Source organism: Mycetocola spongiae (assembly GCF_020424085.1).
GTDB classification, from domain to species: Bacteria; Actinomycetota; Actinomycetes; order Actinomycetales; family Microbacteriaceae; genus Mycetocola; species Mycetocola spongiae.
The window spans coordinates 3,035,376-3,060,390 of record NZ_CP080203.1 but is presented as its reverse complement, the minus strand read 5'-3'; the positions used below and the strand labels follow the sequence as shown (position 1 = coordinate 3,060,390).

24 protein-coding genes are annotated in these 25,015 nt (G+C 65.7%); 4 read left to right on the top strand and 20 right to left on the bottom strand.

Annotation, left to right across the window (positions count from 1 at the left end; translation table 11 throughout):
• Positions 1-18 precede the first annotated feature (18 nt).
• From dapC to KXZ72_RS14015, 12 genes are all read right to left on the bottom strand, one after another.
• The gene (gene dapC / locus KXZ72_RS14070; RefSeq protein WP_226081561.1) at positions 19-1,137 is read right to left on the bottom strand and encodes a succinyldiaminopimelate transaminase; all 1,119 of its coding nucleotides are present in this window, start codon (positions 1,135-1,137) and stop codon (positions 19-21) included.
• Between the two features lie 3 nt (positions 1,138-1,140).
• On the bottom strand, positions 1,141-1,461 hold the full coding sequence (gene fdxA, locus KXZ72_RS14065) for a ferredoxin (protein ID WP_226081560.1): 321 nt from the start codon (positions 1,459-1,461) through the stop codon (positions 1,141-1,143).
• Between the two features lie 40 nt (positions 1,462-1,501).
• Complete coding sequence (locus tag KXZ72_RS14060) at positions 1,502-1,963, bottom strand: DUF6113 family protein (protein ID WP_226081559.1); 462 nt, start codon at positions 1,961-1,963, stop codon at positions 1,502-1,504.
• A 34-nt stretch (positions 1,964-1,997) separates the two neighbouring features.
• On the bottom strand, positions 1,998-2,309 hold the full coding sequence (gene fdxA, locus KXZ72_RS14055; RefSeq protein WP_226081558.1) for a ferredoxin: 312 nt from the start codon (positions 2,307-2,309) through the stop codon (positions 1,998-2,000).
• A gap of 2 nt (positions 2,310-2,311) precedes the next feature.
• Positions 2,312-3,739 carry an aldehyde dehydrogenase family protein gene (locus KXZ72_RS14050; RefSeq protein ID WP_226083537.1) on the bottom strand — a complete coding sequence of 476 codons (1,428 nt, stop codon included), beginning with the start codon at positions 3,737-3,739 and terminating at the stop codon, positions 2,312-2,314.
• A 17-nt stretch (positions 3,740-3,756) separates the two neighbouring features.
• On the bottom strand, positions 3,757-4,530 hold the full coding sequence (locus KXZ72_RS14045) for an SDR family oxidoreductase (RefSeq protein WP_226081557.1): 774 nt from the start codon (positions 4,528-4,530) through the stop codon (positions 3,757-3,759).
• Positions 4,530-5,444 carry a dihydrodipicolinate synthase family protein gene (locus tag KXZ72_RS14040; protein WP_226081556.1) on the bottom strand — a complete coding sequence of 305 codons (915 nt, stop codon included), beginning with the start codon at positions 5,442-5,444 and terminating at the stop codon, positions 4,530-4,532. Before KXZ72_RS14040 ends, KXZ72_RS14045 begins: the two co-directional genes overlap by 1 nt.
• On the bottom strand, positions 5,444-6,250 hold the full coding sequence (locus KXZ72_RS14035; RefSeq protein ID WP_226081555.1) for an enoyl-CoA hydratase-related protein: 807 nt from the start codon (positions 6,248-6,250) through the stop codon (positions 5,444-5,446). The genes KXZ72_RS14040 and KXZ72_RS14035 overlap by 1 nt, the downstream gene beginning before the upstream one ends.
• On the bottom strand, positions 6,247-7,434 hold the full coding sequence (locus KXZ72_RS14030; RefSeq protein ID WP_226081554.1) for a CaiB/BaiF CoA transferase family protein: 1,188 nt from the start codon (positions 7,432-7,434) through the stop codon (positions 6,247-6,249). The genes KXZ72_RS14035 and KXZ72_RS14030 overlap by 4 nt, the downstream gene beginning before the upstream one ends.
• Positions 7,431-8,795 carry an FAD-dependent oxidoreductase gene (locus KXZ72_RS14025; RefSeq protein ID WP_226081553.1) on the bottom strand — a complete coding sequence of 455 codons (1,365 nt, stop codon included), beginning with the start codon at positions 8,793-8,795 and terminating at the stop codon, positions 7,431-7,433. Before KXZ72_RS14025 ends, KXZ72_RS14030 begins: the two co-directional genes overlap by 4 nt.
• Before the next feature lie 11 nt (positions 8,796-8,806).
• Positions 8,807-10,102, bottom strand: a complete 1,296-nt coding sequence (locus tag KXZ72_RS14020) for an MFS transporter (RefSeq protein WP_226081552.1) — start codon at positions 10,100-10,102, stop codon at positions 8,807-8,809.
• 134 nt (positions 10,103-10,236) lie between these two features.
• Positions 10,237-10,842 (bottom strand): helix-turn-helix domain-containing protein, encoded by a 606-nt coding sequence (locus KXZ72_RS14015; protein WP_226081551.1) that lies wholly within the window; start codon positions 10,840-10,842, stop codon positions 10,237-10,239.
• Between the two features lie 364 nt (positions 10,843-11,206).
• On the opposite strand from KXZ72_RS14015, the gene efeU reads away from it, so the two are divergent.
• The 4 genes from efeU to KXZ72_RS13995 all read left to right on the top strand — a co-directional run bounded on the left by efeU (position 11,207) and on the right by KXZ72_RS13995 (position 15,626).
• Positions 11,207-12,061, top strand: a complete 855-nt coding sequence (efeU, locus tag KXZ72_RS14010; protein WP_226081550.1) for an iron uptake transporter permease EfeU — start codon at positions 11,207-11,209, stop codon at positions 12,059-12,061.
• Positions 12,058-13,233, top strand: coding sequence for an iron uptake system protein EfeO (gene efeO / locus KXZ72_RS14005; RefSeq protein ID WP_226081549.1), 1,176 nt, complete (start codon positions 12,058-12,060; stop codon positions 13,231-13,233). Before efeU ends, efeO begins: the two co-directional genes overlap by 4 nt.
• Positions 13,233-14,567, top strand: a complete 1,335-nt coding sequence (gene efeB, locus KXZ72_RS14000; RefSeq protein ID WP_226081548.1) for an iron uptake transporter deferrochelatase/peroxidase subunit — start codon at positions 13,233-13,235, stop codon at positions 14,565-14,567. Before efeO ends, efeB begins: the two co-directional genes overlap by 1 nt.
• 144 nt (positions 14,568-14,711) lie before the next feature.
• Positions 14,712-15,626, top strand: a complete 915-nt coding sequence (locus KXZ72_RS13995; protein WP_226081547.1) for an aminoglycoside phosphotransferase family protein — start codon at positions 14,712-14,714, stop codon at positions 15,624-15,626.
• Positions 15,627-15,643: 17 nt separating this feature from the next.
• Here the strand turns inward: KXZ72_RS13995 and KXZ72_RS13990 are convergent, their stop codons facing one another.
• The 8 genes from KXZ72_RS13990 to KXZ72_RS13955 form a co-directional block, all read right to left on the bottom strand.
• The gene (locus tag KXZ72_RS13990) at positions 15,644-15,958 is read right to left on the bottom strand and encodes an AzlD domain-containing protein (protein WP_226081546.1); all 315 of its coding nucleotides are present in this window, start codon (positions 15,956-15,958) and stop codon (positions 15,644-15,646) included.
• Positions 15,955-16,707: an AzlC family ABC transporter permease gene (locus tag KXZ72_RS13985; protein WP_226081545.1), complete on the bottom strand. Its 753-nt coding sequence runs from the start codon at positions 16,705-16,707 to the stop codon at positions 15,955-15,957. The genes KXZ72_RS13990 and KXZ72_RS13985 overlap by 4 nt, the downstream gene beginning before the upstream one ends.
• A 115-nt stretch (positions 16,708-16,822) precedes the next feature.
• Positions 16,823-18,739 (bottom strand): translational GTPase TypA, encoded by a 1,917-nt coding sequence (typA, locus tag KXZ72_RS13980; protein ID WP_226081544.1) that lies wholly within the window; start codon positions 18,737-18,739, stop codon positions 16,823-16,825.
• Positions 18,740-18,992: 253 nt separating this feature from the next.
• A complete protein-coding gene (locus KXZ72_RS13975; protein WP_226081543.1) occupies positions 18,993-19,562 on the bottom strand; it encodes a PH domain-containing protein in 570 nt (189 codons plus the stop codon).
• A 94-nt stretch (positions 19,563-19,656) separates the two neighbouring features.
• Positions 19,657-21,375: an ABC transporter ATP-binding protein gene (locus KXZ72_RS13970; protein ID WP_226081542.1), complete on the bottom strand. Its 1,719-nt coding sequence runs from the start codon at positions 21,373-21,375 to the stop codon at positions 19,657-19,659.
• Positions 21,372-22,325 (bottom strand): ABC transporter permease, encoded by a 954-nt coding sequence (locus KXZ72_RS13965; RefSeq protein WP_226081541.1) that lies wholly within the window; start codon positions 22,323-22,325, stop codon positions 21,372-21,374. The genes KXZ72_RS13970 and KXZ72_RS13965 overlap by 4 nt, the downstream gene beginning before the upstream one ends.
• A complete protein-coding gene (locus tag KXZ72_RS13960) occupies positions 22,315-23,244 on the bottom strand; it encodes an ABC transporter permease (RefSeq protein WP_226081540.1) in 930 nt (309 codons plus the stop codon). Before KXZ72_RS13960 ends, KXZ72_RS13965 begins: the two co-directional genes overlap by 11 nt.
• A gap of 147 nt (positions 23,245-23,391) precedes the next feature.
• Positions 23,392-25,005 carry a peptide ABC transporter substrate-binding protein gene (locus KXZ72_RS13955; RefSeq protein ID WP_226081539.1) on the bottom strand — a complete coding sequence of 538 codons (1,614 nt, stop codon included), beginning with the start codon at positions 25,003-25,005 and terminating at the stop codon, positions 23,392-23,394.
• Positions 25,006-25,015 lie beyond the last annotated feature (10 nt).

Here is a 25,015-nt window from a genome sequence, read left to right as displayed (position 1 = left end):
GATTTTTGGGGATTTCCTCTAAACTGCACCGGGTCCGGCGCTGCGCAACCGCTGCGCCGCCCGCTGGATATCGGCATCGCTTGCGGTCAGGGACAGCCGGATATGCCGCGGGAACGCGTCCCCGTAGAAATGGCCCGGTCCCGCCATGATACCCAATTCGGCCAGCCGGGCGATTGACTCCCAGGCATCGCGGCCCTCGGTCACCCAGAGATAGAGGCCCGCAACGCTATGGTCAATGCGGAAACCCGCGGACTCCAGCGCGGGCAGGAGCACGGCGCGGCGCGCGCGATAGAGCTCGCGCTGGGCCGCCACGTGTGCATCATCGCCGAGTGCCACGGTCATCGCGTGCTGCAACGGGCCAGGCACCATAAGCCCGGCATGCTTCCGCACGTTCACGAGCCGCGCGATCAGCCCGGGGTCGCCCGCGACGATGCCCGCGCGATAGCCCGCGAGGTTGGACTGCTTGGACAGCGAGTAGATACCCAGCACTCCCGTGCGATCCGCACCCAGGCGGTCATCCAGGATGCTGGGGATGGGCTCATGATCCCACGGCGCATCCCAGCCCAGCTCGGCATAGCACTCATCGTTCACGATGACGGCACCGAGTTCCCGGGCGCGCTGCACGCGGGCGCGCAGCTGCTCCAGGTCCCAGACCCGGCCATCGGGGTTTCCGGGGCTATTAATCCAGATCAGGCGGGTGCCCTCGGGCCAGGCCGCGGGATCGTCCTCGGCCAGAAACTCGGCCCCGGCAATGGCCGCGCCAATCGCATAGCTGGGATAGGCGGCGGTGGGGCCCACCACGGTATCGCCCTCGCCGAGGCCCAGCAGGAACGGCAGCAGCGCCACGAGCTCCTTGGAGCCAATCGTGGGCAATACGTTTTCGGGGCCCAGCCCGCTCGCGCCGCGGCGGCGGTGATACCAGGCGCCGATTGCGGCGCGCAGCGGCGCGGTGCCCACGGTGGTGGGATAGGCGTGGGAATCGGTGGCCTCGGCCAGGGCCGCGCGGATAATCTCGGGCGTGGCATCCACGGGCGAGCCGATCGAGAGATCCACCAGCCCCTCGGGATGCGCGCGCGCCGTGGCGATATAGGGAGCGAGGGTATCCCAGGGATAGTCCGGAAGCGGACGCAGCGCCATCGGCTAGCCGGCCTGCGGGGGCAGCACGGAGATCACGGGGTGATCAAAGGCCAGGACACCCACCTTGGCGGCACCACCGGGGGAACCGATCTCGTCAAAGAACTCCACGTTGGCCTTATAGTAATCGGCCCACTCCTCGGGGAGGTCATCCTCGTAGTAGATAGCCTCGACCGGGCAGACCGGCTCGCAGGCACCACAGTCCACGCATTCATCCGGGTGGATATAGAGCGAGCGTTCACCCTCGTAGATGCAGTCAACCGGGCATTCATCGATGCAGGCACGGTCTTTAACATCCACACAGGGCAAGGCAATGACATAGGTCACGGTGAGAGTCGTCCCTTCACAAAAACGAGTGAACTCTAGTCTATGCCCGGACGGGGTCGCCCTCGTGCGCGGGTGGCGTCACGGGGGTGATCCGGCGCAGCCGCGGCCAGGCCAAAACCAGCGTGGCGATGAGCACGGGGCCCAGCGTCCAGACCAGGGAAATCACGGAATTGCTGATCAGGACGGCCCCGCCGGGGCCCTCCTGGGTGAAGATGGCGATCACGCCCACCAGGCCCAGCGCTGCGGCAAAGACCACGCTGCGATCGATAAAGACCAGACGGATTCCCAGCATCAGGGCGAGGCTCGCCACCAGGCCCAGGATCAGGCCCGCGGGAATCACCACCGGGCCCAGGACCAGGAGGTTCACATGGGCCACGGTTCCGACGGCACCGATCACGGCACCCGCGATCAGCGCCACGAGCCACGTGGCCACGCGGGTCACGGGGGAAACCCGCTCGGGAGTGGGGGCGGGCGCGGGGGCGGAATACGTGGGAGTGGTCACCCGAATAGTCTACGCCGCCGCGACCGCCCGCACACTAGCGCGGTCGCGCCGCGACCGGGGGCGGGTCCCAGCCCTGCGCGCCGAGGGCGCTCGCTCCCCCGGGCGAGCCCAGCTCGTGAAAAAACGCCGCATTGGCCCCGCGATAATCGGCCCATTCCGCGGGCAGATCCTCCTCATAATAGATGGCCTCGACCGGGCAGACCGGATCGCAGGCCCCGCAGTCCACACACTCGCTGGGATGGATATACAGCGCGCGCTCGCCCTCGTAGATGCAGTCCACGGGGCACGCGTCGATACACGCGCGATCCAGGACGTCCACACAGGGTTCGGCAATCACATAGGTCATGACTAGCGCCCCGTATAGACGGTCTTTCCCCACGTATAAAACTCCAGCGCGCCCCGGCCCTGCTCGCGGAAGGTATTGGTTGAGGAATCGCGGATGCCACCAAAGGGCACGTTCAGGTCGAGGCCCGCGGTGGGCCGGTTCACCTTGACCACGCCCGCCCGCACGTTCTCGGTGAAGTGGGTGGCCAGGCTCAGGCTATCGGTGCAGATGCCCGCGGTCAGGCCGTAACGCGAGTTATTCACCGCGGCGAGGCCCTCCTCGTAGCTGCCCACCGGCAGCACCGCCACCACGGGGCCAAAGATCTCCTCGGTCACCGCGGGATCATCCGCGGCAATATCGGTGAGCACGGTGGCACTTACGGCCTGGCCGCGTGCCTCGGTGGACCCGGCCGCGAGGGTGGCCCCGCGCGAGACCGCGCCGCGGATCGCGGCCAGGTCGCCATCGCGCTGCGCCTCGCTCACCACCACCCCCATCGAAACGCCCTCCTCGAGGCCGTCGCCGGGCCGATAGCCCTCGGCCAGCGCGGTGAGCTCGCGCAGGAACGCGGCGCGGATTCCGGGCGTGACATAGACGCGCGACGTCGCGGTGCAGGCCTGACCGGTGAGGCCAAACGCGCCCGCGGCCACCACCCGCGCGGCCGCGGCCGGATCGGCATCATCCAGCACCAGCACGGCGTTTTTACCGCCCATTTCAAGCTGCACGCGGGCGCGGCGGGCGCTCAGGATCTGGTGCAGGCCCAGGCCCACCCCGGTGGAACCGGTGAAGGACAGCCCCGCGATGCGCTCGTCCCGGGCCAGGCCATCGCCGATCTCGCTGCCGCGGCCATTCACGATATTAAGCACCCCGGCGGGAAGCCCCGCGTCCTGCAGCGCGCGGGCCAGGTGATTCACCGACATCGGTGTGAGCTCGGCGGGCTTTAACACCACGGAGTTTCCACTCAGCAGCGCGGGTGCACTCTTCCACGCGGGGATCGCAATCGGGAAGTTCCACGGGGTGATCAGGCCAAAGACCCCCAGCGGTTCGCGTCGGGTGGTGATCACGGTATCGGGCAGCCCGCTCGGCAGGACCTCGCCGCTGGCAGCCCATCCCAGGCCACCAAAAAAGCGCAGCACATCGCTCGCCCGAGTGACTTCCCCGAGCGCCTCGCCGCGCAGCTTGCCCTCCTCGCGCACCAGGTCCTCGGCCACGGCCTCGCGGCGCTGCGCGAGCAGCTCCCCGGCACGCAGCAGGATCGCCCCGCGCGCGGGCAGCGGCAGCGCTGCCCAGCCTGTCTGCGCGGCGCCGGCCGCCTCGATAGCGGTATTCAGTGTGGCGCGATCCGAGCGCGGCGAGACCACCGCGATCTCGCCCGGGCGGGCCGGGTTTTCGCGGGCGACATCGCCCGCGCCGGTCCACTCGCCGTTAATAAGGTTTTGGGCCTGTGCGTTCATGATGATCCGTTCCAAAGCTAGAGAATAGTGACAAGTCCGCCGTCGCAGCGCAGTGCGACGCCGGTGATATAGGACGCGGGGGTGCCGCATAGGAACGCGGCGGTATCGCCAAATTCGCGCGCGGTGCCATAGCGGCGGGCGGGGATCGCGGCGCGGGATTCCGCGGCCACGGCCTCGGGGGTCATTCCGCGCCGGCCGGCCGCCGCGGCATCTAATTCGGCCACGCGCGCGGTATTAATCCGCCCGGGCAGCACCATGTTCACGGTGACCCCATCGGCGGCGACCTCGCTCGCGAGGGTCTTCAGATAGCCGGCGAGGGCCGCGCGCCCGATATTGGACAGCGCCAGATTGGGCAGGGGCGTGACGATACCGCTGGATCCGATGCCCACGATGCGCCCCCACCCGCGCTCGCGCATTCCGGGCAGCAGGGCCGCCACGATGCGCTGTTGCGGGATCAGGAGCGTCTCGATGGCCCCGGCCACGTCCTCGCTGCCCAGCGAGGCCGCGGTTCCCGCGCGCGGCCCGGGCCCGTTCAGCACCAGGATATCCACGTCTCCCGCCGCGCGGGCCACGTCCTCCAGCAGCTTTTGGGCTCCCCCGGGCCCGGTGATATCAGCGGTCAGGCCCACGGCCCCGGGCAGCCGCGCGGCGATGCGGCGCACAAGATCGGCGCGGCGGCCGGTGATGATTACCCGCGCGCCCTCCGCGGCGAGCGCCTCGGCCACCGCGAGCCCCAGTCCGCTCGAGGAGGCCAGGATCAGCGCGGTTTTGCCCGCGATTCCGAGGTCCATCAGGCCACCGTTTCGGCCAGGGCGTGGGCCGCCTCGTCGAGGTGCAGGCGCATCGCGGCATGCAGGGCCTCGGGGAAGGGGGCGGCGGGGGTGCGCACACCCGAGTCCAGGATCCAGCCGCGCTGGCGCAGGCATTCCTTGCGCAGGGCGAGCGCGACCCCGGGCTGCTGTTCAAAGTTGATCAGCGGCAGATAGGGCCGCAGCGCGGCGCTGGCCGCGGCATAACCCTCCTCCCGCCAGGCGCGCACGCAGGCCACCAGCGCCTCGGGATAGGAGAACCCGGTCATCGCCCCCGCGGCCCCGGCGAGAAGCTCATCAAGCAGCCCTGTTCCGCCGAGCCCACCAAATACGGGCACGTCCACGCGCGCTGTAATCGCGGCGATCGCGGCGGCGGTGGGCGGGGCCTCGGCCTTAATCCCAACCAGGAAATCGCAGGCCGTGGCGGCGGCGATGATGGTCTCGGTGGGGACCTTCACGCCGCTTGAGGCCGGATAGTCCTGGAGCATAATCGCGGCGCCGGTGGCCGCGTGGATCGCCCGCAGATGATCGATCAGCACGGTGGGCCGGGCCGAGTTGGCCTGCACCATGACGGCGCTGATCCGCTCGCCCGCCGCGGCCTGGGCCACCCGCACCTCGTCGATCGCGGGCCGCGTCGCGAGCGCGGTGATCCCCACCACAAGCGGCAGGGTGGAGGATTCACAGACCACCTCCAGCACCAGCGCGCGCTCCTCGCTGGTGAGCGAGAGCGCCTCCCCAAATACGCCCAGCACGGTCAGCCCGGTGGCCCCGATCCGCTGATAGGCCTCCACGATCTCGGACAGGCTATCGGTACAGATATCCAGCGCGCTGCCCTGGAACGGTGTGGCCACGACTCCCCAGACGCCCGGGGGCAGCGGGGCAAATTTTTTCGACACTAGTCTTCCTTCCACTGCGGGCGGCGCTTCTCCTGGAAGGCGCGCACCCCCTCGTCCTGATCGGTTCCGGCCAGCGATTCCATGAGCGCGGGGAGCCGGGCGGCCCGGGCATCGCGCGCGGTCATATGTTCGGTGCGGGTCACCATTTGTTTCACTGCCCGCAGCGAGCTGGGGGCGCAGGCGAGCACGTCCTCGATCCAGCGCTGCACCGCTGCGTCCAGCTGATCGGCGGGGACCACCTCGGTCACGAGCCCCATCGCGGCGGCCTCGCGCGCCTCAACCTTGCGCCCTGTCAGCAGCATGCCCATCGCCTGCGCATAGGGAATCTTGCGCACCAGCTGGGTGATGCCGCCGTCGAGCGCGAGCCGGCCCATGCGCGGCTCGGTCAGCCCCATCCGGGCGGTCTCGGAGGCGATGATGATGTCCGCGCCGAGCATGATCTCCATGCCCCCGCCCAGCGCATAGCCGTTCACCCGGGCGATCACGGGGATATCCAGCGTGCGGCGCAGGCTAATCCCCCCAAACCCGTTGGGATCCAGGTCGGCCCAGTACTCGACCCCGGTTTTGCCCACGCCCCCCGTGGACATATCGGCCCCGGCGCAAAACGCCCGTTCGCCGGCGCCGGTGATCACCACGAGGTGCACGCCGCGGTTCTGTTCGATGCCGTCCCAGATCGCGCATAGCCGGTCGTGGGTGACGCGGTCCACCGCGTTGAGCACCTCGGGCCGGTCGATCGTGACATGCGCGACGTGATCGCGCACCTCCACGTTCACGCCGTCCCGGTTTCCCTCAAATGCGTAGGTCATCGCAATACCCCCAGCTCATGCAGTCGGTTGATGGTGGCCTCGTCAAATCCGTTCTCGGCGAGGATCTCGCGGTTATGTTCCCCGAGGCGCGGCGCGGCCCTGCCCACCCGGGCCGGGGTGCCCGAGAGGTGGATGGGCGCGGCGAGCATGCGCACGGTTCCCACGGTGGGATGCTCGGCCTCGACGATCATGTTATTCGCGGCGGTCTGCGCGTCATTCAGCGTGTCCTCCAGCGTGAATACCGGGGCGTTCAGCAGGCCCTCGGCCTCGAGCCGGTCGGTCCACTCGGCGGTGGTGCGCTTGGGGAACTCGGCGCGGAAGATGGCCTGTAGCTCGGGTTTGCGGTCAAATTGTTCCTGCAGCGTCGCGTATTCGGGGCGCAGCGAAAGGTCCTCGTCCAGCTCCAGCGCGCGCGAGATATGGTGCAGCGCGTTCTCGGTGAAGCCACCCACCATGGTTACGGCGCCGTCGCTCGTGGCAAAAACCCCGCTCAGCGGCATCGCACCCCAGTTCACCTCATAGCCCCGGTTGAGCTGCATGCAGGCCTCCTGCATCTGCATATGCAGCATCGAGTCGTACATCGTGACCTCCACCTTTTGGCCGTGGCCGGTGGCCTCGCGCGAGCGCAGGGCCAGCAGAATGCCCTGCATCAGGTGCATGCCCGTGGTGTAATCGGCGAGGGTTGTGGGATAGACCGAGAGCGGCGTATCGGCACTCTCGCGCCGCCACATCACGCCCGAATAGGCCTGCGCGATCACGTCCTGACCGCCCTTGGCCGCGTAGGGTCCGGTATTTCCAAAGCCGGTGCCCGAGGCCCAGATCAGCCGCGGATTGGTGGCCGCGAGCTCCTCATAACCAAAGCCCATCCGCTCCATCACGCCGGAGCGGAAATTGGATACCACCACATCGGCGGTCGCGATGATCTCGCGCAGCACACTCTTGCCCTCCTCGGTGCGGGTATCCACCGAGAGGCTGCGCTTATTGCGGTTGATCGAGAGGAAAATCGGGTTGTCCTGGCCGTCCCGGTCGGGGAAGGAATTGCGGGAGATATCGCCGAGGCCCGGGCGCTCCACCTTGATGACATTGGCCCCAAAATCCCCGAGCATCTGGGTGCAGCTGGGCCCCATATAAACCTGGGTGAAGTCCACCACGGTGATGCCCCCCAGGGCCTGTGTCTCGCTCATGAGAGCACCGCCGTCTCGGCGTCAATCGTGGCATTGGCCGAGGGGATATCTCCCGGATCGGCCCCGTGCCGGTGCATGCCCGCCTGGATATCGGTGGGGTTCACGTCGCGCACCCGGATTCCGGCGTCCACGGCGAGCGCCGCGGCCACCCCCACGGCCTGGCCCATGGCCATGCACGGCGGGATCTCGCGCGAGGATTTTTGGGCCTCGGGCGTGGCCGAATAATGGCGTCCGGCCACCAGCAGCCCGTCCACCTCGCGCGGCAGCAGCGAGCGATAGGGGTAATAATAATCGCGGCCGCGGGCCACCGAATCGGCGAAGTGGCGGCGCGTGGTCACGTCCTCCTTGGTCATCACATATTCGCCCTCGAGGAGGCGGGTCTGGCGCACCCCCATCTGCTGAGCCACATCCAGCACATAGGCCCCGGAGAACCCGGGGAGGTTTTCGCGCACAAAGTCCACGGTCTCCATGATCCGGTCGCGGGCGAGGAACTCGGCATTGGTCATGTCCTCGGGGTCGAGGCCGTTAAACCCGGTCAGGTGCGGGGCGTTGCACCACACCACGCCGGGCACGGGGGTCTTCAGCCACCACAGTTCCCAGGCCCCGCCGAGCATGCGCTTAATCTTGCGGTTGAGGGCGCGCGCCTCGGCCGGGTTCTCCTGCTCGAATTTTTCGGCGGCGTCGGTATCGATGCCGCCCAGGCGGAACACCAGCGTGGTGAGGTAGTTATCCTGCACATAGCTGGCGCCCGCCCGGGAGGCCACGTCGATATCTCCCGTGGTATCGATCACCACATCGGCGAGGAACGCCTGCGGCCCGCTCTTGGTCTCACAAATCACGCCCTTGATCACGCCGTTATCCACGATCGGCCGCGAGAACCAGGAGTGCAGGCGCACGTTCACGCCGGCCTCGCGCACGAGGTCATTCGAGACGCGCTTCCAGCCGTCCGGGTCAAAGGCGGCGGCATAGCAGATCGGCTTCGGGGTGACGTGGGAGTGGAAATCGAAGAGGCCGTAGCGTCCCCAGCGGTTCCACGTCTCGGTGGAGGCATAGCGGTCCTCCTCGGGCGGGTCCACGGCGAGACCCAGGCGCTTGAGCCGGTCGATATACTCGCTCACGATTCCGGTCACGGTGATTTCCGGGCCGTTGACCATATCGTCGAGCACCAGCACCATGCCGCCCGAGGCGAGCCCGCCGAGCGCCGAATAGCGCTCAAGCAGGGTCACCGAGACGCCCGAGCGGGCGGCGGTCACGGCCGCGGCGACCCCGGCGGGGCCTCCGCCCACCACGAGGACATCCGAGCGGGAGATCACGGGGGCACGCAGGTCGTCGGTGCGGGTGATGAGATCGAGGGAGATCATGATGTTATTCCTTAGTTTCCGATGAAGAGGCCGGTCCGAGCGCGGGCCAGCAGATAAAACACAAGACTCAGGGCACACAGCACCGCGACGTAGACCGGGAAGACCCAGGTAGCGCCGACGGACTGCAGCCAGACCAGCAGATAGGAGGCGGTGCCGCCGAAGACGGCCACACCCACGCCATAGCCCACGGCCACACCGGTTCCGCGGCAGGCCTTGGGGAGCAGGGTTGAACTGACGACGTTATAGAGCGTCATATTCAGCACCAGCACCACGGATCCGCCCAGCATCACGGCGGTGAATCCGCCCATTCCGGGTGCCACATAGAGCAGCATCAGGAACACCGAGGGGATCGCGAGCAGCCGCGAGACGATAAACCACTTCGACATCGAGCGGCCATCGGCCAGGCGGCCCACCACCCAGCTACCGATCAGCATCACAAAGGCCAGGGCGGAGCTCACCGCGAAGACCGCGGTGGGGTTTTCGCCAAAGGTGGCGCGGGCCGAGTTGGGCAGCCCCACGGTCCAGGCGTAGTTATAGGCCTGCACGGCTCCCACGATGAAAACAATCGCGAGGATCGCCATCCAGTGCTTGCGGATCGCGCCCCAGATGCGGCGGGTGGTGTTCTCGGCGAGCTCCTCGGGGGCCATGGTCTCGGGCAGCGTGCGCCGGATGATCAGGACCACCAGGCCAAAGAGGGCACCGAGGGCAAAGGGCACGCGCCAGCCCCAGTCGGCCATCACCTCGGCACCGAGGATCGAGGTGCAGGCAAACGCCGTGAGCGAGGCGATCAGGATTCCGAAGTTCACATAAAACGACATGAGCCCGGCCACCATGCCCTCGCGCCCCTCGGGGGCGAGTTCGAGCGCGTGTGAGGTGGATAGCGGGGCCTCCACCCCCGCGGAGATGCCCTGGAAGATGCGGCAGGCGAGGAGGATCACGCCGGCCCAGACGCCGATCTGCTGATAGGTCGGCGCGATTGCGATGATCAGCGTGGTCACCGACATCAGCCCCACCGAGAGCAGCATGATTCGGCGGCGGCCGATGCGGTCGGCCAGGGTCCCCAGCAGGATTCCGCCGAGGGGGCGGAAGGCAAAGCCGATGGCGAATACGGCGAGCGCGCCGAGCGTGGCCGAGAGGGCGTTATCGGAGGGGAAAAAATTGGGCCCGATAAAGGCCGAGAGGAGTCCGAAGATCATCCAGTCGTACCATTCCATGGCGTTCCCGAGGCCCAGTCCGCGCAGGGCGCGGCTGACATCGGGGGTGAATTTTCGGGAGGGGGCTGCGGTCTGGACGGCGTTGTCTAGCATTTTGAGTCCTTTCGGCTGCGCCTTCATTGGCGCAAAAGGGTACGACTCAGCACCGCCGTGGTCGGGGACTACACCAGCGGCGGAATGAGACTTCTAACGGGGGCGGTACGCGCGAAGGCCACGCGACCCGCGAACTACCAGGTGGGTGGCGTATTCACCCAGATGGCCACGCAGGTTTCATCGTAGGAGTTCACATACCAGTGAGGTATTTCGGAGGAGTAGGTGATGGAATCACCCGCGTCAAGCGTGTAGCACACGCCATCAAGATAGACATCCTTGCGGCCGGAGAGGATGATGCCAAATTCCTCGCCGCCGTGCCGGAACGGGGTATCGCTGGTGTTATGGCCGGGGGGACTAACGATCCAATGGGCCTCGATCATACCGTTGAGGTCCGGGGTGAGAAGCTCATATACGGCCTCCCCCACGGACTTGCGCGATACTCCTTTAAGGTTGCGTCGGTCGGCCTTGCGAACGACGGGCGAACGGGATTCCTCGGCGGCGGAAAAAAACTTTCCCACCGGGATTTCCAGTCCGTGAGCGAGCTGGGCGAGTGTCGTAAACGACGGGTTCGCGAGGCCGCGCTCGATCTGTGACACGATGGCCGGGCTCAGGCCCGTGGTCTCGGACAGCGCATTAAGGGTGAGCCCTCGTTCCTTGCGCAGCGTCCGCACCTGGGAACCGATCGTGGTCAGCAGGGCTTTAACCTGGCCGGGAGCGAGGTTATTATCGTCATCAACCATGATGCGGTGCCACCCTTTCCTAATTCGGCCAGTGCGTTAACTATATTGAAGATTTTTACTAAGTCAACGTTTTTCCGGGAAAACCCCGCGGCTTTTTTCTCCACTCCGGGCCGGCGCGCGACCCCGCCCCGCGCGAGAGCCCCGAGAAAACCATCCGCGGCGGGACCACCGAACCCCCGCGTCATAAAAAAACTCACGAGCCCCGCGCCGCGTGATCCCGGGCAAGCGCGGGGCCATTTCTCCAAAATCGCCCCAAACGGGCTAAAAAATAACCGCGCCAAGGTTAGGCCATGCTAACCTTTCTTTTCGCGGCCGCACGAACATTGCGCGCGACCGGTGTGATCAAACCGGGAAAAAGGAAAACGTGTTCGCTAACTACCTCATTGGCCTGCGCAAGGGGCTGGAAGCCGCCCTTATCGTGGGCATCCTCATCGCCTATCTGGTCAAGATCGACCGCCGCGATCTGCTCGGTCGGGTCTGGCTGGGCATCGCGATCGCCCTCGCCCTGTCCATCGGCGTGGGCGCCGCCCTCACCTGGGGCCCCTATGGGCTCACGTTTCAGGCGCAGGAGATCCTCGGCGGCGGCCTGTCCATTATTGCCGTGGGTTTTGTCACCTGGATGATCTTCTGGATGGGCAAAACCGCCAAGGATCTCAAGGGCAATCTGCACTCCGGAATCGACCGCGCCGCGGCCGGAACCGGCTGGGGCGTCGTGCTCCTGGCCTTCCTCAGCGTGGGCCGCGAGGGCATCGAAACCGCCCTGTTTATCCTGGCCCGGGTGGGCCCGGGATCCAGCGAGGCGGGCGCCCTCGGCGGCGCACTGCTGGGCATCCTCACGGCCGTAGTGATCGAGATCCTCATCTATCGCGGCCTGATCCGCATCAACCTCGGCACGTTTTTCACCTGGACCGGTTATGCGCTGATCGTTGTGGCCGCGGGTGTGCTCGCCTACGGCATCGGCGATCTTCAGGAGGCCGGCGCACTCCCCGGCTGGGGCATCTCCGCGTTTGATATCAGCGCCGCCATCCCGCCCACCAGCTGGTACGGCACGCTGCTCGGGGGCTTCCTCAACTTCACCCCGTCCCCCACCTGGCTTCAGCTCGGCGCCTGGCTCGCCTATCTGCTGATCTGCATCACCGCTTTTTATCGCATCAGTTCGCACCGCGGGCCCCGCGCCACGGCATCCACCACCCCCCTCTCCCCTGGAGTCTCCGCATGAAAAATCCCCGCCCCCTCGCCGCGCTCACCGGCACCGCCGCGCTCGCCCTCGTGCTGACCGGCTGCGTGGCCAATAACCCCGCGGCCGCGGCCATCACCGTGGGCATCACCGATGACACCTGCGTGGTGAGCACCGATAGCACGGCGGCCGGCACGATTAAATTCACCGTGACCAATAACGGCACCCAGGTGAACGAGTTTGAGATCCTCGCCGAGGATAAGCTGCGCATCGTTGGCGAGAAGGAAAATATCACCCCCGGCCAGACCGTGGACTATGTGGCCCACCTCAACCCGGGCACGTACTATACCGAGTGCAAGCTCGGCATGGTGGGCAAGGGTATCGGCACCGCCGCATTCACCGTGACCGGTGAGGCCGTGAAGCTTGATGCCAATGAGCAGGAGCGCACCGACCTCGCCGTGGCCAATTATGTGGGCTATGTCAAGGATCAGGTGGGCGAGCTGCTGCCCGCGGTCAAGGAGTTCACCGCCGCCTATCGTGCGGGAGACGACGAGACCGCGCGCCGCCTCTACCCCCTCACCCGCGTGCACTATGAGCGCATCGAGCCCACCGCCGAGGCCTTTGGTGACCTGGATCCGAAGATCGACTTCCGCGAGCCGATGGCCGAGGAGGACGGCATCAACTTCACCGGATTCCACGCGATCGAGAAAAACCTCTGGGCCCCCGAGGGCTATACCCCCGCGGATCAGGCGGGACGCACCGCCCTGGCCGATGGGCTGGACGAAAACGTCCAGGAGCTTTATGACCTGGTCTACGCCCCCGATTTCACGGTGAGCCTGGCCGATATCTCCAATGGCGCGATTGGCCTGCTGGACGAGGTCGCCGGTTCCAAGATCACGGGCGAGGAGGACGAGTTCAGCCATACCGATCTCTACGATTTCCAGGCAAATGTGGAGGGCGCCTCGGTGGCCTTTGGCAATGTGCGGGAGATCGCCGAGGCCTCGGGCGAGGAGGGCAAAACCCTCTCCGCCACGATCGAGCGCCGCTTCACCGCGCTCAACGAGCTGCTCGCCCAGCACGGTTCGCTCGCGGACGGCTTCGTGAGCTATACCGATCTGAGCACCGCGCAGGTAAAGGAGCTCTCCGATAGCATCAACGCGCTATCCGAGCCGCTGTCCAAGCTCACCCATACCGTGCTGGGTATCGCGGAATAATGTCTGCCCAACGGGACCGGGATTCGCGGCAGGATAACCCGGAGGAACGCGCGGCCACCCCGGCCGATTCCGCCGGGTCCGGGGAGCCCCGTCCCGGGCTGTCCCGGCGGGCCCTGATGGGGCTTGCCGGGGCCGCCGCGGGCGGACTCGCGGTGGGTGGGGTCGGGGGTGCGCTGATCGGATCCTCCGTGGCGGGCTCCCCCGAGGCCACTACCTACCCTTTTTATGGCACGCATCAGGCGGGCATCGTCACCCCCACCCAGGATCGCCTGCACTTTGCCGCCTATGATCTCTCGGCGGCGGTGGACCGCGAGGAGCTGATCGCCCTCCTCACCGATTGGACGATCGCGGCCGAGCGCCTCACGCGCGGCCTTGAGGTCTCCGAGCGCGGCGCGGTGGGCGGATCGCCGCTGGCCCCGCCCGATGACACGGGAGAGGCGCACGGGCTGGATGCCGCCGGGCTCACCATCACGTTTGGCTTTGGGCCCACGCTATTTCGCACGGCCGAGGGCCAAGACCGCTATGGGCTGGCCGAGCGCCGCCCCGGGCCGCTTGTGGACCTCCCGCATTTTTCCGGCGATACCCTCGATCCGGCGATCTCGGGCGGCGATCTCTGCATTCAGGCCTGCGCAAACGATCCGCAGGTGGCGGTGCACGCCATCCGCAATCTCTCCCGAATCGCATTTGGGCGGGCGTCGATCCGCTGGTCGCAGCTGGGATTTGGCCGCACCTCCTCCACCTCCACCCGGCAGGTGACCGAGCGCAACCTCTTTGGGTTTAAAGACGGCACGGCCAATATCAAGGCCGAGGATACCGCGGTGGTGGATCGGCAGGTCTGGGCCGGCGGCGGCGATTGGATGGCGGGCGGCTCCTATCTGGTCACCCGCAAAATCCGGATGATCATCGAGACCTGGGACCGCTCCTCGCTTGGCGAACAGGAGCGCATCTTTGGGCGCAATAAGGGCGAGGGCGCCCCGCTCTCGGGCGGCACCGAGTTCACCCCGGTCAGGCTCACCGAGAACGGCCCCGATGGGCGCGGGCTGGAGATCGACTCGCATGTGCGCCTCGCCCATCCCGAGAGCAACGGCGGCGCTCGGCTGCTGCGCCGCGGCTATAACTATGTGGAGGGCAATGACAACCTGGGCCGCCTGAACGCCGGACTCTTCTTCATCTGCTTCCAATCCGACCCGCAAAAACAATTTATTCCGATGCAGCATGCGCTCGGAAAAAGCGATCTGCTCAACGAGTACATTCGACATATCGGCTCGGGCATTTTTGCGGTCCCACCGGGGGCTACGCCGGGAGGCTATATCGGTCAGGGCCTGTTTAGCTAGCCGCCTGGGCGACCCGGCCGCGGCAAAGCGGCCGGGTCTGCCCATTCAATAGCGACTGTCCGATACGCGTGTTCGCGAGGATTCTTGTATTCTGGAATCTTCCATTACCACCGCCCCCGACGTGAAAGGATGCGGCCGCTGATCATGGCATTTTTACCCGAAGCCGACATCCGGATCGACGAGGCCCTCGTCTCGCGCATTCTGCGCACCGGGGCACCCTCGCTCGCGCATCACACGCCGGTGGCCTCGGGTGAGGGTTTTGACGCGGTCATTTACCGCATCGGCCCCGAGCATGCGATCCGCCTGCCGCGGCGCGCCTATGCCTCGGGCATCATCGAAACCGAGCAGCGCTGGCTGCCGCTGCTGAGCGAGGGCGTGGATACCGCCACCCCGGTGGCCCTGATTGCCGGGCAGGCGAGCGCCGATTTCCCGCGCCCGTGGTCGATTGTGCCGTGGATCGAGGGCGAGACCGTCGCGAGCGTTCCGCCCGCAAGCCGCGATCACCTCGCGGCCCCGCTGGCCCATTTTGTTGGCTCCTTTCAGCGCGCGGCCCCGGCCAGCGCGCCCGAAAACTCCTATCGTGGTGGCCCCCTCGCGCATCGCGATCACAGCGTGCGCGAGCGACTGGCCTCGGGCAGAATTGCGCAGGCCGATCAGCTCCTGGAAATCTGGGAGCAGGCGCTGCGTGCCCCGCAGTGGACCGGCCTCTCGCTGTGGCTGCACGGCGATCTGCACCCCAATAACCTCATCTGCCGCACCGCCGAGGACGGCGAGATGGATCTCGCGGGCGTGATCGATTTTGGCGATCTGACCGCGGGCGATCCCGCCACCGATGTGGCCACCGCGTGGCTCACCCTGGAACCGGCGGCGCGCGAGGAGTTTTTTAACGGCTTTGAGCCCTGCTACGACGTGGACGGCCCGCTGCTGGAGCGCGCGCAGGGCTGGGCGCTGCTGATGGCCAGCGCCATGATCACCGAGGCCGGGGATAATCCCGTCCTGACCGCCGTGGCGGAACACACATTTTCGCAGCTGCTCTCCGAGGAGCGCGGGCTCTTTTAACGCCCGCCCCGGCCCCGCTATCCCATACCTGTGAGCGCGCGCAGCAGCGCCGCGGTTATCGCTGCCGCCAGCACCACGGCGAGGAACGGCACCCGGAAGGCCAGCAGGATGGCCGCCACGGCCAGCGCGGGCAGCCGGGCATCCAGGATCAGGCCATCCGCGTGTGCGGTCGTCTGAACGGCCACCAGGGCCCCCAGCAGGCCAATCGTGAGCAGATCGGTGGCGCGCGCGATCAGCGGCCGCTCGAGCCACCACTGCGGCAGGCTATAACCCAGCAGCTTCATCCCCAGCCCCAGGATCGAGGCGAGCAATACGATCTGCCACAGCGTCATGGCCGCACCCTCCCGCGCACCCGGCGCACCCCGCCGTCCGCGCGCCACCCCGCGAGACCCAGCAGCACGGCGAGCAGGGCCGCACCGATGATCGGAAGCCCGGGCGGCAGCGCCGGGGTCAGCAACACCGCGAGCAGCGCCGCGGAGACCGCGACCGCCACGGTTTCCAGGTTTTTCAGGCGCGGCCAGAGCAGTGCCAGGAAGGCCGCGGCCGCCGCGGCATCCAGCCCAAAGGCGCGGGTATCCCCGAGCAGATCGCCGATCACCGCCCCGAGCGCGCTGGAGAGGTTCCAGCCCAGATAGATTCCGATCCCGGTGACCCAGAACCCCACCCGTTGCAGGCGGCGCGTGCGCTGGGCCAGCGCCACCGCCGTGGACTCGTCGATCGTGATCCAGGCCGCGGCGAGGCGTCGCCAGAACGACCCGCCGATGATCTGGCGCATCCGCATCCCGTAGACCGCATTCCGCGCGCCCAGCAGCGTGGAACCCAGCGTCGCGGGGGCGCCGCTGGCGATGCCGCCCGAGGCGAGCACCCCGATCAGCGCAAACTGCGATCCCCCGGAAAACAGCAGCAGGCTCAGCACACAGGCCTGCCCGATGCTCAGGCCCGAGGCCACCGCAAGCGCACCAAAACTCACGCCGTAGAGGCTTGTCGCCGCCGCTACCGCGAGCGATTGCCGGATAACCGCACGCACCTCGGCGCTCCCCCGATACTCGCGCACCCATCCGCGCGCCGCGGCCCCACTCATGGCCCCAGCCTAGCGCCCGGGCCGCGCGCGGCGGCCGCCGCGCGTCATCCCCCGACATAACAACACGCCCCGCCCCTCGGGAGCGAGGGGCGGGGCGTGGGAGAGGCGGAGGGACTTAGCCCTGCTGCTCGGACTGCTTCTTCAGGCGCGAGTACTCGCGCTGGCGGTCACCCGCGGGCAGCACCAGCTTGCGAATACGGATCGCCTCGGGGGTGACCTCAACACACTCGTCCTCACGGGCGAACTCGAGGCACTCCTCGAGCGAGAAGATGCGCGAGGGCGTCATCGACTCAAACGAGTCGGAGGAGGCTGCACGCATATTGGTGAGCTTCTTCTCCTTGGTGATGTTTACGTCCATGTCATCGGCGCGCGAGTTCTCGCCGATAACCATTCCCTCGTAGACATCCTCGGTGGGCTGCACAAAGAAGCTCATGCGCTCCTGCAGGGCGATGATGGCAAACGGGGTGACCACGCCGGCGCGGTCGGAGACGATGGAGCCGTTATTACGGGTGATGATCTGACCGGCCCAGGGCTCATAGCCCGCGGAGAGCGAGTTGGCGATACCGGTACCGCGGGTCTGGGTCATGAACTCGGTGCGGAAGCCGATGAGGCCACGAGCCGGAACAACAAACTCCATGCGGACCCAGCCGGTGCCGTGGTTCGACATACCCTCCATGCGACCCTTACGGGCGGCAAGGAGCTGCGTGATCGCGCCGAGGTACTCCTCGGGGGCGTCGATCGTGAGGTGCTCATAGGGCTCGTGAACCTTGCCGTCTACGCGCTTGGTCACTACCTGGGGCTTACCCACGGTGAGCTCAAAGCCCTCGCGACGCATCTGCTCCACGAGGATCGACAGTGCGAGCTCTCCACGACCCTGGACCTCCCAGGCATCGGGCTTGCCGATGTCGAGGACCTTGAGCGAAACGTTACCGATCAGCTCGCGGTCGAGGCGGTCCTTGATCATGCGGGCGGTGAGCTTATGGCCCTTCACGCGACCAACCAGCGGCGACGTATTGGCACCGATGGTCATCGAGATGGCGGGGTCATCGATGTGGATCGCGGGCATCGGGCGGATGTCCTCGGGGTCGGCCAGGGTCTCACCGATGGTGATCTCCGGGATACCGGCCACGGCAACGATATCGCCGGGGCCACCCTTCTCGGCCGGGTAGCGGTCGAGGGCACGGGTCATGAACAGCTCGGTGATGCGCACGTTGGACGTGGTGCCGTCGTTCTTAACCCAGGCCACGGTCTCGCCCTTGCGGATTTCACCGTTGATGACGCGCAGCAGTGCCAGACGGCCGAGGAACGGCGAGGAGTCCAGGTTGGTAACCCAGGCCTGGAGCGGTGCCTCATCGTCGTACTGCGGTGCGGGGATGTGCTCGATGATCGCGGCAAACAGCGGCTCGAGGTTCTCGGAATCGGGCAGCTCGCCGTTCTCGGGCTTATTCGAGGAGGCGCGGCCGGCCTTACCCGAGGCATAAACCACGGGCACGTTCAGGATGGCGTCGAGGTCGAGGTCGGGGTGCTCATCGGCCATATCGGAGGCCAGACCCAGCAGCAGGTCCTGGCTCTCGGCAACAACCTCGTCGATGCGGGCATCGGGACGGTCGGTCTTATTCACCAGAAGAATTACGGGCTTATTGGCCTCGAGTGCCTTACGCAGCACAAAGCGGGTCTGCGGCAGCGGACCCTCGGAGGCATCCACGAGGAGGCACACGCCATCCACCATGGACAGACCGCGCTCAACCTCGCCACCGAAGTCGGCGTGGCCGGGGGTGTCGATCACGTTGATGGTCATCGCGCCGGACTTGGCGTGCTCACCCTCGTACTGAATAGCGGTGTTCTTCGCGAGAATGGTAATACCCTTCTCACGCTCCAGCTCATTGGAGTCCATCGCGCGTTCTTCAACGTGCTCGTGGGCAGTAAACGAGTTCGTCTGCTGCAGCATGGCGTCGACCAGGGTGGTCTTGCCGTGGTCAACGTGAGCAACAATAGCCACATTTCGGAGATTCTCGCGCGAGGCAAGCGCCATGAAAAAGGTCCTTCGCAGGTGATGACGCCGCAAGAATATCGCAGTACGTCGAAGATGAACGGTGGGGCGCGGTTTCGCCCAACGGACAATTGTACCGCACCGATTGACTTTCATTCTAGTTTGTAGGTTTCGCCCACGGCGAATCGAGGGGGACGATCGAGATAAAAATGTCACCCACAACCCGCGCATCGGCGCAGGAACTACCAACGGAGAATGCGGCCGTCAGAGTATCACAACGCGATGAACGCGGGAATTATTTCAGCAGCAGCGTAAACGCGACCCAGAGCAGGATCACGGCACCGGAGATGATCGGCACGAGGTCCCAGGTTTGGGTGACCGGCGCGGGATCCTTGCTAAAGCGACCCGGCTCCCAGACCCGTTCGAGCTGCTCCAGCGGCGTGGGCGGCGGGGTATCGGGGATTCCCGAGGAGCGCGTGAAGCGGCTCTTGCGCGGCGGGCGGGCCTTCATCGGGCCACCCCAGCAGCGGATCGTGCGGCCATCGTGCAGCACAAAGGAGATCTGCAAGCGGTCGGTGATCTCCCGTACCCGCGACCACGGCATGGTCACGGTGCGAAAAATATTTACCACGCGCACGCCGGAATCGTCATAGGAGATCAGCGGGCGATAGGCCAGAACCCACAGGCCCCACAGCACCAGCGCGACCCAGGGGGCCACATCGGCGACCACATCAAAGCGGCCACGCAGCGCGGCCTCCCCCACCAGCAGCACCGCAAGCACCACAAAGGTCCAGAATGCAAAGACCCCCGCGCCGGTGCGCATGACGGCCTCGTTCTCGGGACGGTTTCGTTTCCAGGGCAACACGATGGGTTCTCAATTCTTCGGGGATAAAACAGCGGCGCGTGCCCGCACCGAACAGCCGGTACGGGCACGCGCCAGTGATGTGATGCTTATTTTATTACAGGCCCAGGGCGATGCCGGCGCCGGGGATGGCGTCCAGCAGCGAGCGGGTGTACTCCATCTTCGGATTGCCAAATACCTCATCGGTACTCGCCGCCTCGACGATGCGACCCTTCTCCATGACGCAGACGTTATCGGCGATCACCCGGACAACCGCGAGGTCGTGGGTAATAAACAGATACGTCAGGTCCAGCTCGGACTGCAGCTCCGCGAGGAGTTGCAGGACCTGAGCCTGCACCAGCACGTCCAGTGCCGATACGGCCTCATCCAGCACGATGATCTCGGGCTTCAGCGCGAGTGCACGCGCGATGGCCACGCGCTGACGCTGTCCACCCGAGAGCTCGTTCGGATAGCGGCTGGCCACGGCCTGCGGAAGCGAGACCTGGTCCAGCAGCTCGGAGACGCGGGTGCGCTGTTCGGCGCGGCTTCCCACGCGGTGCACACGCAGCGGCTCGGCGATGATGCTACCGATGGACTGCAGGGGGTTCAGCGAGCCATAGGGGTCCTGGAAGACCGGCTGCATCCGGCGACGCAACCGCTGCAGGCCCTCGGTATTCAGCTCGGAAATATCCTCGCCGTCCACGCGAATCGACCCCTCGGTGACATCGTCCAGGCGCAGCAGCATCCGCGCCACGGTGGACTTGCCCGAACCGGACTCGCCCACAATCGCGGTGGTGGTGCCCTTTTCCACGGCGAAGCTGACCTTATCTACCGCGGTGAAGTCCACCGTGCGACCGCTTCCCTGCCGGATCTTAAACACCTTGGTGACGTTATCGATCTCGATGGCATTGGGCTTGGTCGGGGCGGCCTTCTTGGCCTCGGCGCGCTCGGCGGCCTGGGCCACCAGGTCGAAGTCGATCGTGCCGGTCGCTGCCTCGTAGTCCAGGCTGTGCAGCTCGGCCTCGGCCGACTGAATCCGGCGCGAGGCCAGGCTCGGTGCGGCCGCCACCAGGCGCTTGGTATACGGGTGCTGCGGGTTTTGCAGGATGTCGATGGACGGGCCCGATTCGACAATCTTGCCCTTGTACATCACCACGAGGTTCTTCGCCCGCTCCGCGGCCAGGCCGAGGTCGTGGGTGATGAAGATCAGGGCGGTGCCCAGGTCGCGCGTGAGCGTCTCCAGGTGGTCCAGGATCACGCGCTGCACGGTCACGTCCAGCGCGGACGTGGGCTCATCGGCGATCAGGAGCTTCGGGTTGGCCGAGAGGCCCATACCGATCAGCACACGCTGACGCATACCGCCCGAGAACTGGTGGGGGTACTGCTTCATGCGGCGGTCGGCATCGGCGAGGCCGGCCTCCTTCAGCACCTCGATCGCGCGGGCCTTCACGGCCTTGCGACCGGTGGCGATGCCGTTGGCACGCACGGCCTCCTCCACCTGGAAGCCGATGCTCCAGACGGGGTTGAGGTTGGACATCGGGTCCTGCGGGACAAAACCGATCTCGCGTCCGCGGAGCGTCTCCATGTCCTTGCGGGACATCGTGGTGAGCTCCTTGCCGTCGAATTTAATCGATCCGCCGGTCACCTCACCGTTGCCGGGCAACAGGTTGATGATCGACGTGGCGGTCGTGGACTTGCCCGAACCGGACTCACCCACGATGGCGAGGGTATCGCCCGCGTTGAGGTCGAAGCTCACACCGCGAACGGCCTTTACCGGGCCGCTCTGGGTGCGGAAGCTGATCTCAAGATCGCGGATCTGCAGAAGAGGCTCGCTCATCGACGTGCCCTCGCCTTCGGGTTGAGTGCGTCGCTGATCGTCTCACCGAGGAGAATAAACGCCAGAACGGTGAGCGACAGGGCGATGGACGGGTAGATCAGGGCCATCGGTGCGGTACGCAGCGTGGTCTGGGCCTGGCCAATATCGTTACCCCAGGACATGACCGACGGGGGAAGACCCACACCCAGGAACGACAGCGTGGCCTCGGCCACGATCGCCGAGGACAGCGAGATCGTGGTGATCACGATGACCGGGGAGATCGAGTTCGGCATCACGTGACGCATCAGGATCTTAAAGCGGGACACACCGATGGCCACGGCCGCGGTGACATAATCGGCCTGCTTTACCCGCATAATCTCGGCGCGCAGCACGCGCGCCAGGGAGGGCCAGGCGAAGAGACCAATCGCGAGCGAGATCACCCAGACGTTGCGGTACTGGGCGAGAACCGACATCACAACTACGGCGGCGAGGATATAGGGAATCGAGAAGAAGATATCTCCCACGCGGGAGAGGATCGAGTCCACGAGTCCGCCATAATATCCAGCCAGCGAGCCGAAGAGCAGGCCGAGGCCGGTGATCAGCACGGTCACGATCAGACCCACGGTGACCGAGGTTCCGGTGCCGTAGATGATGCGCGAGTAGATGTCACAGCCCTGACGGGTGAAGCCCAGCAGGTGGCCGGCCTCGGGGCCGGCGTTGCTCGAGTTCAGGTCACAGGCGGTGGGGCTCACCGACGTGAACAGGCCCGGGAACACGGCCACAATAAGCACCAGCAGGATCAGCACGGCGGATACCCAGAAGGAAATCCGGCCACGCAGATCGCGCCACGCATCGCGCCACAGGTTGCTGGGCTTATCGTCGATCTTTACGGAGTCAACGGCGAGGAGGGGGGTTTCCTCCAGCGGCGCGACGTAGTGCCCGGGTCCGGGCGTATATTCATTATTTGACATACCGGATCCTTGGGTCGAGCACGGCATAGAGCAGGTCAACCACGAGGTTGACCACGAGGTAGAGCAACACCATGACCGTCACGAAGGACACAACGGTGGGTCCCTGGCTCTGGCCAATCGCCTTGAACAGCGTGCGTCCCACACCGGGAACGTTGAAGATTCCCTCGGTGACGGTGGCGCCGACGATCATGATTCCGAGGTCGGTACCCAGATAGGTCACGACGGGAATCAGCGAGTTGCGGAGGATGTGAACGGGAACAACGCGTCCCCGGGACAGGCCCTTACCGTACGCGGTGCGCACGAAGTCCATTCCGGATGTCTCGATCACGGAGGAACGGGTCAGTCGCACGATCTGGGCAAAGCTGGCCGTGGCCAGCACGATAGCGGGGAGAACCAGATCCGCCCACGGGGCGCCGGGGCCCACCGTGACACGGAAGAGACCCCACTGAATGCCGAGGAAGTATTGCAAGACAAACGCGATCACGAAGATCGGGAGGGAGATCAGCACGAGGCTCAGTGCCAGCACCAGCGAGTCGAGCGTGCCGCCCTTGCGCAGACCGCTGAGCAGGCCGAGGCCAATTCCAAAGATCATCTCAAAAATGAGTGCGAGGAGCGCGAGGCGCAGGGTCACGGGGAACGTGGCGGCGAGGATCTCGGCCACGGGCTGACCGGAATACGAGACTCCGAAGTCACCCTGGAAAATTCCACCGATGTAGTAGAGGTACTGGACGATAAACGGCTGGTCCAGGTGGTACTGCGCCCGCAGCTGCTCGAGGAGCACGGGGCTGGGCGTCCGATCGCCGAAGAGGGCAAGAATCGGATCGCCGGGCATGGAGAAGACCATGAAGTAGATCAGGAACGTGGTTCCCAAAAATACCGGAATGGCCTGAAGAATGCGGAAAAAGATAAACCTAGCCATATCTCAATCCGTCGGGTAGAAGGGGGAGAATCGCATTTTAGAAGTCGTGCCTCTCTGGGGATGAAAGCGGCGCTTGTTAAGCGCATGTTGTGGGGCGGGCACCTTTTGGCGCCCGCCCCACATGAGGTGAGAATATATCTCTAGAGGTTACTTCTTCTCGATAGCGAAGTACACCGGTACGGAGTTCCAGGCGAACTGAACGTTCTCAACGTCGGCTCCCCAGCCACCGCTGGCGGTTGCGTTCCACAGCGGGAGCGCGGGCAGGTCCTTGAACAGAACCGACTGTGCCTCGGTGAACTTCTTCTCGGCCGACTTCTGGTCGAGGTCCTCGAGGCCGCTGCGCACGAGTGCGTCGAACTCGGGGTTGGAGTACTCACCGTCGTTGGAACCGGCACCCGTGGTGTACAGCGGGAGCAGGTAGTTGGAGATCGACGGGTAGTCGGCCTGCCATCCGGTGCGGAATGCGGTCTGGATGGTGTGGCTGGTGATCAGCTGACGGAAGTCGGCGAAGACGGCCGTGGGCTCGCCCTCTGCCTCGATGCCGAGGTTGGTCTTGAGCTGGTTGGTCAGTGCGTCGACCCAACCGGCGTGGTCACCATTGGCGTTATAACCAAGCTTGAAGGTACCGGTCCAGGGCGCGATGGCGTCGGCCTGAGCCCACAGTTCCTTGGCCTTGGTGGGGTCAAACTTGAGGACCTCGTTGCCGGGGACATCCGCGGTATAACCGGGGATGACGGGCGAGGAGAAGTCCTTCGCGGGGGTACGCGTCTTGTTGAAGATTACGTCGGTGATCTGCTCGCGGTCGATGGCGTGCGAGATGGCCTGACGACGCAGGATGCCCTCTTCACCCGAGAAGTGCTCGAGGCGCTCCGGGATGGTGAAGGACTGGAAGGTGGCCGATTCCTGGGTGACGGCGCGGCCGTCGAGGTCGGACTCGAAGGTCTTCAGTGCGGAGTCGGGAACCATGTCGATCACGTCGAGGTTGCCACCCTGCAGGTCGGCATAGGCCGAGTCCAGCGTGTCATAGAACTCGAAGGTCAGGCCCTTGTTCTGTGCCTTGCGGCCGCCGTTATAGTCCTCGTTGGCAACCAGCAGAACGCGCTCGTTGTGGGTCCACGCGGTATCGCTGGCGAACTTATAGGGGCCGTTTCCGATGGGGTTCTGGCCGTACTTCTCGATGTCCTCATAGGCAACGGAGGGCAGCGGTGCGAAGGCGGTATAGCCGAGGCGCTGGGCGAAGTCGGAGGTCGGGGCCTTGAGCTTCACGGTGAACTCGGTGTCGCTGACAACGTTGAGTCCGGTGAGCTCGGACGCGGTGTCCTCGCTATAGCCGTCGATGTCCTCGAAGAAGTTGCGGTTGTTCAGCGCGTTGTCGAGGTTGGCGCTGTAGTTCCAGGCGTCAACAAAGGACTTCGCGGTGACCTTCTCACCATTGGTGAACGTACGATCATCGTTGAGCGTGATGGTGAAGTTGGTGGCGTCATCGGATTCGATGGACTTGGCAACATCGTTTACAACGTCACCCTTCACATCGTAATAGACGAGTCCGGCGAAGATCGAGTCGACGATGTGGCCGCCACCGGTCTCGTTGGTGCCGGCGGGGATCAGGGGGTTTTCGGGCTCGGAACCGTTGGTCTTGACGATTCCATCGGAGCTGCTGGTCGAGGGCTTATTGCCCGCGTCGCTGGAGCAGCCGGCGAGCGTAAGCGCGCCTACCGCTGCCAGCGCAACGGCGCCGAGGCCAATGCGATTGATCTTCATGTTTCCTCCT